At 68.6% G+C, this 8,681-nt stretch carries 6 protein-coding genes and 1 pseudogene; 5 read left to right on the top strand and 2 right to left on the bottom strand.

Annotated elements, in window-relative coordinates:
* Positions 1 to 680, bottom strand: a 680-nt coding sequence (locus A5701_RS22170) for an MFS transporter (RefSeq protein ID WP_231972866.1), incomplete at its 3' end; no start/stop codon positions are given.
* Positions 681 to 1,033: 353 nt separating this feature from the next.
* Here A5701_RS22170 and A5701_RS22165 point away from each other — a divergent pair.
* The 4 genes from A5701_RS22165 (at position 1,034) to A5701_RS22150 (ending at position 7,555) form a co-directional block, all read left to right on the top strand.
* Positions 1,034 to 1,813, top strand: coding sequence for a hypothetical protein (locus tag A5701_RS22165; protein ID WP_082950084.1), 780 nt, complete (start codon positions 1,034 to 1,036; stop codon positions 1,811 to 1,813).
* A gap of 195 nt (positions 1,814 to 2,008) precedes the next feature.
* Entirely contained in the window at positions 2,009 to 5,719 is a 3,711-nt protein-coding gene (locus tag A5701_RS22160; protein WP_067758935.1) for a multifunctional oxoglutarate decarboxylase/oxoglutarate dehydrogenase thiamine pyrophosphate-binding subunit/dihydrolipoyllysine-residue succinyltransferase subunit, read from the top strand.
* An 85-nt stretch (positions 5,720 to 5,804) separates the two neighbouring features.
* Positions 5,805 to 6,632 carry an SDR family oxidoreductase gene (locus tag A5701_RS22155; RefSeq protein WP_067758932.1) on the top strand — a complete coding sequence of 276 codons (828 nt, stop codon included), beginning with the start codon at positions 5,805 to 5,807 and terminating at the stop codon, positions 6,630 to 6,632.
* 71 nt (positions 6,633 to 6,703) lie between these two features.
* A complete protein-coding gene (locus A5701_RS22150; protein ID WP_067758929.1) occupies positions 6,704 to 7,555 on the top strand; it encodes an SDR family oxidoreductase in 852 nt (283 codons plus the stop codon).
* Positions 7,556 to 7,568: 13 nt separating this feature from the next.
* On the opposite strand, the gene A5701_RS22145 is transcribed toward A5701_RS22150, so the two are convergent.
* Positions 7,569 to 8,438, bottom strand: coding sequence for a glycine betaine ABC transporter substrate-binding protein (locus tag A5701_RS22145; RefSeq protein ID WP_067758926.1), 870 nt, complete (start codon positions 8,436 to 8,438; stop codon positions 7,569 to 7,571).
* Between the two features lie 56 nt (positions 8,439 to 8,494).
* Here A5701_RS22145 and A5701_RS22140 point away from each other — a divergent pair.
* A pseudogene (locus tag A5701_RS22140) lies at positions 8,495 to 8,671 on the top strand (NAD-dependent malic enzyme); the annotation flags it as partial.
* Between the last annotated feature and the right edge of the window lie 10 nt (positions 8,672 to 8,681).

The raw sequence follows: 8,681 nt of genomic DNA, 5'->3' as shown, positions 1-8,681 counted from the left end.
ACGAACACCGTCATGAACCCGATGCCGGCGACGATCATCGCCCAGATCCAGGGTTCCCAGTGCGCGGCCTGGCCCTGCTGCAAGCCGAACACGATCAGGAACATGCCCGCGCCGGACAACACGACGCCCACCACATCGAACCGGTGCGACTGCGTGGGCAGCACGGGGACCAGCCAGTAGGCCAGGGCCAGCCCCAGCACGCCGATCGGGACGTTGACGAAGAAGATCCACTGCCAGCCCAGCCCGTCGACCAGCACGCCGCCGGCCAGCGGGCCCACCAGGCTGGCCACGCCGGCGGTGGCGCCCCACAGGCTCACCGCGACGCCGCGGCGTTCCGGCGGGAAGATCCGGGTGATCGTCGACAAAGTCTGGGGCGTGAGCACGCCGGCGCCCACGCCTTGGACGACGCGGGCGGCGATCAACATCGCGGCGCTGCCCGACAGCCCGCACCACACCGAGGCGACGGTGAACACCACCAGCCCGATCAGGTACATGTTCTTCGGGCCGAATCGGTCACCGAGCCGCCCGGCCACCAGCAGCACGACCGCATAACCCAGCAGGTAGGCGCTGGTCACCCAGATCACGGTGTCGTAGCCGATGTGCAGGTTCGTCATGATCGTCGGGTTCGCGATGGCGACGATCGTCGAGTCGACCATGATCATGAAGAAGCCGATCATCATCGCCCAGAGCGCGTTCCAGGGCTTCTGCGACTGCGGCGAGTTCTCGATCAGGAGGTTTCGGCGCCCGCTGTGGGGTGGATTCGGCGCCGCGCGCCGGGTTCCCCCGGCCGACGGAGGCGTCGCCGTGGCCATCTCCCCACCTCGTTTCCGCTTCGGACGATGCGTGCCTGCGCGGGCCTGTTCATCGATCGGCCCGGGCCATCACGGACATCCAGCCTGCATTATTGCCGCTGGGCCGATTGGGGGCAGCCACGGATCCGATCCGGGGTACACCACCCCCGAGCTTTCGTGTTCGGGCGGTGATCTGCGGCGGGCACGTTAGCCTGGTAGGACGCCATTTCAGGAGAGGCAGGATGCGGGCCCGACGGAAGCGGTCTTCGAACCGATTTTTCAGCATGTCGCACGCGGATGATGCGCCGATGCCCGCCGACGGCAGGCCCAAGGCGTCTGCGCGGGCATTGGCCCAGGTCATCGAGCGGAGCTCGCGGATCCAGGGCCCGGCCGCCGAGGCCTACGTGTCCCGGTTGCGCAACGCGCACCCGAACAGCGGCCCCGCCGACATCCTCGCCAAGCTGCAGAGACGCTATGTGGGCATGGTGACGGCCAGCGGCATGGCGGTGGGCGCGGCGGCCACCATCCCGGGTATCGGCACGTTGAGCGCGCTGTCCGCCGCCGCGGCGGAGACGGTCACGTTCCTGGAAGCCACCGCGTTCTTCGTGCTGGCTGTCGCGGTGGTGTACGACATTCCCGCCGACCACCGGGAACGGCGCCGGGCCCTGGTGCTGTCCGTGCTGGTCGGCGACAACAGCAAGGAGGCGGTCACCCAGCTGTTCGGGCCGGCGCGCACCAACGGCGGCTGGATTTCCGAGAGCATGGCCGCGGTGCCGCTGTCGTCGATGTCGCGGCTGAACTCGCGGCTGCTCAAGTCCTGGGTCAAGCGGTATACGCTGCGCCGCGGCGCCCTGGTGTTCGGCAAGCTGCTGCCGGTCGGCATCGGCGTCGTCGTCGGAGCCGTCGGCAACTATTTCGCCGGCAGGAAGATCGTCCGCAACGCCAACCGCGCCTTCGGCACCCCGCCGGTGCGCTGGCCACGCGCGCTGCACCTGGTGCCGCCCTTCCACGAAGCCGGCTAGCGAACGGCCGTCCCCCTCCATACCCCCGTCTCCCTGGCGAATTGCTGGCGAAAGGTTAGCCTTTATAGGGCGGAAACGTTGAGCATCGCCACTGGTGTGACATGCTCCACACTCCGGGGTCGACAAACGTGCGGGCGCCGCGCCACAACAGGTAAAAGCGCTTGCCGGACAGAGGAATTGAGGCGAACAGCGGTCGTGAGCAACATAAGTTCACCATTCGGGCAAAACGAATGGCTGGTCGAGGAGATGTACCGCAAGTTCCGCGACGACCCCTCCTCGGTCGATCCGAGCTGGCATGAGTTCCTCGTCGACTACAACCCCGAGCCGACCGGCGACTCCCCCTCGAGCGCGGCCACCGGCGACGGCCAGGCGGCCGCCAGCGCACCGCAGCCAACGCCCGCGCCGCCGGTAACCCAGACCGCCGCGCCCGCCAAGCCCGCGGGCTCCGCCGGCAACGGCGCCCCCGCCGCACCGGCGAAAGCCAAGGCCCCGACTCCCCCGCCTGCCGAGGGCGACGAGCTGCAGACGCTGCGCGGCGCCGCGGCCGCCGTCGTCAAGAACATGTCCGCCTCGCTGGACGTGCCGACCGCCACCAGCGTCCGCGCCGTTCCCGCCAAGCTGCTCATCGACAACCGTATCGTCATCAACAACCAGCTCAAGCGCACCCGCGGCGGCAAGATCTCGTTCACCCACCTGCTCGGCTACGCGCTGGTGCAGGCGATCAAGCAGTTCCCGAACATGAACCGGCACTACGCCGAGGTCGACGGCAAACCCACCGCGGTCACCCCGGCGCACACCAATCTGGGCCTCGCCATCGACCTGCAGGGCAAGGACGGCAAGCGCTCCCTGGTGGTGGCCGGCATCAAGGGCTGCGAAACCATGCGGTTCGCGCAGTTCGTCACCGCTTACGAGGACATCGTCCGCCGCGCCCGCGACGGCAAGCTGACCGCCGAAGACTTTGCCGGCGTGACGATTTCGCTGACCAACCCCGGCACTATCGGCACCGTGCACTCGGTGCCGCGGCTCATGGCCGGCCAGGGCGCCATCATCGGCGTCGGCGCCATGGAGTACCCGGCGGAGTTCCAGGGCGCCAGCGAGGAACGCATCGCCGAGCTGGGCATCGGCAAGCTGATCACGCTGACCTCCACCTACGACCACCGCATCATCCAGGGCGCGGAATCCGGCGACTTCCTGCGCACCATCCACGAGATGCTGCTGTCGGACGCCTTCTGGGACGAGATCTTCCGCGAACTGGGCAACCCGTACCTGCCGGTGCGGTGGAGCACCGACAACCCGGACTCGATCGTCGACAAGAACGCCCGGGTGATGGAGTTGATCGCGGCCTACCGCAACCGCGGACACCTGATGGCCGACATCGACCCGTTGCGGCTGGACGGCAGCCGGTTCCGCAGCCACCCCGACCTCGAAATCCTCAACCACGGCCTGACACTGTGGGACCTCGACCGGGTGTTCAAGGTCAACGGCTTCGCGGGTTGCGAGTACAAGAAGCTGCGCGACGTGCTCGGGCTGCTCCGTGACGCGTACTGCCGCCACATCGGCGTCGAATACACCCACATCCTCGACCCCGAGCAGCAGGAGTGGCTGCAGCAGCGCGTCGAGACCAAGCACGTCAAGCCGACGGTGGCCGAGCAGAAATTCATCCTGAGCAAGCTGAACGCCGCCGAGGCGTTCGAGACGTTCCTGCAGACCAAATACGTTGGGCAGAAACGCTTTTCGCTGGAGGGCGCGGAGAGCGTGATCCCGATGATGGACGCGGCGATCGACCAGTGCGCCGAGCACGGCCTCGACGAGGTCGTCATCGGCATGCCCCACCGCGGCCGCCTCAACGTCCTGGCCAACATCGTGGGCAAGCCCTACTCGCAGATCTTCAGCGAGTTCGAGGGGAACCTGAACCCGTCGCAGGCCCACGGCTCGGGTGACGTCAAGTACCACCTGGGCGCCACCGGCGTGTACCTACAGATGTTCGGCGACAACGACATTCAGGTCTCGCTGACCGCCAACCCGTCGCACCTGGAAGCGGTGGACCCGGTGCTCGAGGGCCTGGTCCGGGCCAAGCAGGACCTGCTGAACCGCGGCGCCCACGACGACGGCGAGGAGAAGGCCTTCTCGGTGGTGCCAATGATGCTGCACGGCGACGCCGCATTCGCCGGCCAGGGCGTGGTCGCCGAGACGCTGAACCTGGCCAACCTGCCCGGTTACCGCGTCGGCGGCACGATACACATCATCGTCAACAACCAGATCGGCTTCACCACGGCGCCGGAATACTCGCGATCCAGCGAGTACTGCACCGACGTCGCGAAGATGATCGGGGCGCCGATCTTCCACGTGAACGGCGACGACCCGGAGGCCTGCGTGTGGGTGGCGCAGCTGGCCGTGGACTTCCGCCAGCGGTTCAAGAAGGACGTCGTCATCGACATGCTGTGCTACCGCAAGCGCGGCCACAACGAAGGCGACGACCCGTCGATGACCAACCCGTCGATGTACGACGTCGTCGACATCAAGCGCGGGGTGCGCAAGAGCTACACCGAAGCCCTGATCGGTCGCGGCGACATCTCGCTGAAGGAGGCCGAGGACGCACTGCGCGACTACCAGGGCCAGCTGGAGCGGGTGTTCAACGAGGTGCGCGACCTGGAGAAACACGGCGTGCAGCCGAGCGAGTCGGTGGAGTCGCTGCAGCGGATTTCCCCGTCGTTGGCCACCGCCGTCGACAAGGCGCTGCTGTCCCGCATCGGCGACGCGTTTCTCGACCTGCCGGAAGGCTTCAGCGCGCACCCGCGCGTGCAGCCGGTGCTGGAAAAGCGCCGGGAGATGGCCTACGAGGGCAAGATCGACTGGGCGTTCGGCGAGCTGCTGGCGCTGGGTTCGCTGGTGGCCGAGGGCAAGCTGGTCCGGCTGTCGGGCCAGGACACCCGGCGCGGCACCTTCTCCCAGCGGCATTCGGTGATCATCGACCGCCACACCGGCGAAGAGTTCTGCCCGCTGCAACTGCTGGCGACCAACAAGGACGGGACTCCGACCGGCGGCAAGTTCCTGGTGTACGACTCACCGCTGTCGGAATACGCCGCCGTCGGGTTCGAGTACGGCTACACCGTGGGCAACCCGGACGCCCTGGTGTTGTGGGAGGCCCAGTTCGGCGACTTCGTCAACGGCGCGCAGTCGATCATCGACGAGTTCATCAGCTCCGGTGAGGCCAAGTGGGGCCAGCTGTCCAACGTGGTGCTGCTGCTGCCACACGGCCACGAGGGCCAGGGCCCCGACCACACCTCCGGTCGCATCGAACGCTTCCTGCAGCTGTGGGCGGAGGGATCGATGACGATCGCGATGCCGTCGACGCCGTCGAACTATTTCCACCTGTTGCGCCGGCACGCCCTCGACGGTGTGCAGCGGCCGCTGATCGTGTTCACGCCGAAGTCGATGCTGCGCAACAAGGCCGCCGTCAGCGACATCAGGGACTTCACCGAGATCAAGTTCCGCTCGGTGCTCGAGGAGCCGACATACGAGGACGGCATCGGCGACCGCAGCAAGGTCACCAGGATCCTGCTGACCAGCGGGAAGATCTACTACGAGCTGGTGGCCCGCAAGGCCAAGGACAACCGGGACGACGTCGCGATCGTGCGCATCGAGCAGCTCGCCCCGCTGCCCAAGCGCCGGCTCAACGAGACGCTGGACCGCTACCCCGGCGCCAGGGAGTTCTTCTGGGTGCAGGAGGAGCCGGCCAACCAGGGCGCGTGGCCGCGGTTCGGCCTGGAGCTGCCCGAGCTGCTGCCCGACAAGCTCACCGGGCTGAAGCGCATCTCACGCCGGGCGATGTCGGCGCCGTCGTCGGGCTCGTCGAAGGTGCATGCGGTCGAGCAGCAGGAGATCCTCGACACGGCCTTCCGCTGACCGCGGGGTTGCCCACCCACGCGTACCGGGGACCGTCGGTACCGGCTAGCCTCGACGCAATTGGGCCGTGGAAGGAAGGGTGCTCATGCAGGGGTTCGCCGGCAAGGTCGCAGTGGTGACGGGCGCGGGTTCGGGGATCGGGCAGGCGCTGGCCGTCGAGTTGGCGCGCTCCGGCGCCAAGGTCGCGATCAGCGACGTCGACCTCGAGGGGCTCGCCGAGACCGAGGCACGGTTGAAGGCGATCGGAGCCGAGGTCAAAGCCGACCGGCTCGACGTGACCGAGCGCGAGGCCTTCCTGGCCTACGCCGACGCGGTCCGCGAGCACTTCGGCAAGGTGAACCAGATCTACAACAACGCCGGCATCGCCTTCACCGGCGACGTCGAAGTCAGCCAGTTCAAGGACATCGAACGGGTGATGGACGTCGACTTCTGGGGCGTCGTCAACGGCACGAAGGCGTTCCTGCCGCACCTGATCGCCTCCGGCGACGGCCACGTCATCAACATCTCCAGCGTGTTCGGCCTCTTCGCGGTGCCCGGGCAGGCGGCCTACAACTCGGCCAAATTCGCGGTCCGGGGATTCACCGAGGCGTTGCGACAGGAAATGGTGGCGGCCGGCCACCCGGTGGCGGTGACCACCGTGCACCCCGGCGGCATCAAAACCGCGATCGCCCGCAACGCCACCGCCGCCGAGGGCCTCGACCAGGCCCAGCTGGCCAGTCTGTTCGACAAACGGCTTGCCAAGACCAGCCCGCAGCGAGCGGCCCAGATCATCCTGGAAGCCGTCCGCAAGAAGAGGGCCCGGGTGCTGGTCGGCACGGACGCCAAGGTTCTGGACGTGATGGTGCGCGTGGCCGGCCCGTACTATCAGCAGCTGTTCGGCCCGGTCATGGGCCGGCTGATGCCCAAGCAGTGATGGATTCCATAGCGGCGAATCGCCGCACCGGATAGCCTCGACGCGGTCACGCCGCCACAAGGGAGCACCGCATGCATGAGTTCGCCGGCAAGGTCGCCGTCGTCACGGGCGCGGGTTCGGGCATCGGCCGGGCGCTGGCCCTGGAACTGGGCCGCGCGGGTGCCAAGCTCGCTGTCAGCGACGTGGACACCGATGGGCTGGCGCAGACCGAGGAACAGCTCAAGGCCATCGGCGCGCCCGTCAAAGCCGATCGCCTCGACGTGACCGAGCGCGAGGCCTTCCTGGCCTACGCCGACGCGGTCCGCGAGCACTTCGGCCAGGTCAACCAGCTGTACAACAACGCGGGCATCACGTTCGTCGGGTCGATCGAGGACAGCCGGTTCAAGGACATCGAACGGGTGATGGACGTCGACTACTGGGGCGTCGTCAACGGCACCAAGGCGTTCCTCCCGCACCTCATCGCCTCCGGCGACGGCCACCTCATCAACATCTCCAGCGCGCTCGGCCTGTTCGCCGCGCCGGGCCAGGCGGCATACGTCTCCGCCAAGTTCGCGGTCCGCGGCTTCACCGAGGCGCTGCGACAGGAAATGGTGCTGGCGGGTCACCCGGTGCGGGTGACGACCGTGCACCCGGGCGGCGTGAAGACGGGGTTCGCCCGCAACGCGATCTTCGCCGAGGGCCTGGACCAGGACGGCCTGGCGGAGCTGTTCGAGGAGCAACAAGCCAAGACCACGCCGCAGCGGGCGGCGCAGGTCATCTTGGCGGGCGTGCGCAAGGACAGGGCGCGAGTGTTGGTCGGACCGGACGTCAAGGCCATGGATTTGGTGGTGCGGCTGACCGGTTCGCAGCCCGAGCGGCTCCTGCGCGGCCCCGTCATGGGTCGCGTGCAGCGTGTCGTGACCCGGTTGCTGCCCAAGCGCTGACCCCGGCCGCCCGTCACCGCCCCAGTGGGTGTTCCGCCAACCAGCCGCCGGCCACCGCCTGCGGGTCGGCTCCCCCGGCCACCTGGCGGCGCATGTCGACCAGGGCCGCCGTATCCAGGACCCCGGCCACTTCATTGATCGCCAGCAGTTGCCGGTCGCTCAGCGCGTTGCGGCGATACAGCGGCACCACGTTCTCGGCCCGTATCAGCGCGGGCTTCCCGTCGACGAGCGTGACCAGGTCGGCGGGCAGGCCGGGGTCGGCTGTGGTCGTCCACCCCGCGGTCAGTTGACCGGCCTTCACCGCGTTGAACATCGTTGTCTCGTCGGGGAATTCGCGCGGAACGGGGAGCCGGCAGGTGCCCACGTTCGAAGGGGCCGGGCGCCCGGTGACGGCGCCGACGACGAGGCCGGCGCAGTGCTTCGGCAGCGTGCTCAGGTCGGCGCTGACGTCGCTGCCGCCCCACGCCTTCGCGGTGGCCCCCGTCACCAGCAGAACGGGCTTGTCTTCCGCGGCGGTCGTGTAGTCGCCCGCCGCGACGCCCTCGGGTAGCGCGGCGACCATCGCGCGGTAGACGTCGGCGTCAGACGTGGCGACCGCGCCGGGCTGCAGGCTCTCCAGTTTGCGCCCGGTAAACGCCGGGACGACGGTGAAGGCACCCGCGTCCAGGCGCGCCATCGGATCGTCCGCGGTCTCGGCGCGCGCCGCGAAACCATAGGACCGCAGCGCGGCCACGTAGACGCCGGCCAGCAGCGCCGACTCCGAATCCGCCCCCGAGCCGACCACCAGTTCCGGGCGGGCGCGGTGCTCACCGGTATCCGTGCCGCAGCCGGCCGCGGCGAGCAGGGCGGCGACCAGCGGCACCGCCAGCCAGCCGGTTCTCACCCCGCGATGTCTGCGGGATCTGCGGCCAGCGCGACCGCCGTGGCGACCGCGTGCCCGACGCGCGCAGGATCACCGAAAAGATGATGGTGGCCGCGGCCGAGGCGATCTTCTCGGTCGTCAGCGATGACCTGGCTTTCGACCGGATCGTCCCCAGCCCGCTGGACCTGCGCGTCGGGCACGCGGTCGCCACGGCGGTCGCGCTGGCCGCAGATCCCGCAGACATCGCGGGGTGAGAACCGGCTG

The organism is Mycobacterium sp. E3305, assembly GCF_001666785.1.
Classification (GTDB): Bacteria; Actinomycetota; Actinomycetes; order Mycobacteriales; family Mycobacteriaceae; genus Mycobacterium.
This window is presented reverse-complemented; position numbering and strand designations above follow the sequence as displayed.

Bases quoted from the DNA above. Each gene is read 5' to 3' on its own strand.
- A5701_RS22165 (WP_082950084.1), top strand. From the start codon at position 1,034: ATGCGGGCCCGACGGAAGCGGTCTTCGAACCGATTTTTCAGCATGTCG.
- A5701_RS22155 (WP_067758932.1), top strand. From the start codon at position 5,805: ATGCAGGGGTTCGCCGGCAAGGTCGCAGTGGTGACGGGCGCGGGTTCG.
- A5701_RS22150 (WP_067758929.1), top strand. From the start codon at position 6,704: ATGCATGAGTTCGCCGGCAAGGTCGCCGTCGTCACGGGCGCGGGTTCG.